The sequence below is a fragment of the Pseudomonas sp. Fl4BN1 genome, assembly GCF_009908285.1.
Classification (GTDB): Bacteria; Pseudomonadota; Gammaproteobacteria; order Pseudomonadales; family Pseudomonadaceae; genus Aquipseudomonas.
The window spans coordinates 1-452 of record NZ_JAAARM010000102.1; the positions used below are offsets into that span (position 1 = coordinate 1).

General features: G+C 63.5%; 1 protein-coding gene. It reads right to left on the bottom strand.

Translation table 11 applies throughout. The features are described 5' to 3' along the window. Window positions 1–452 (bottom strand): DUF748 domain-containing protein (locus tag GV818_RS33765; RefSeq protein WP_161778750.1); only part of this gene is annotated, 452 nt, incomplete at both ends.

The window sequence follows — 452 nt, forward strand, 5'->3', positions numbered from 1 at the left end:
CATCGATAGCAGCGCGCAGGTGATGGCCGCGTTCAACGACTTGTCCAGATACGGATCGAAGCCTGCCAGCGACAGGTTCTGCGAGTTCACGCGCAGGTCGGCCTTGAGCGGCTGCGGCACGACCTCGCCGCGCACATCGAGCTTGCCCTTGGCACCCAGCCCTGCGCCAATCTGCACGCTGACCGGTTTGCCGAGATCGGAGGAGGCGTTCTGCACGACCACGTTCAGCGGCTCGACACGCACCTTGACCGGGCGCGAGTTCGATTGGTCTTCAAAGCCGACAGCGCTGTTGTCCAGCTTCAGCGTTTGTACGGTCACTGCCCAGGGTTTTTCGGCCGGCGCGTTCGACTTTGCGCTGGACTTGGCCGGCGCTGTCGACTTGCCCGCCACCGATTGCGGACCATCGAGCAGCGTCAACGTGGTTGTGCCGTCCTTCTTGCGCAACGCATCGA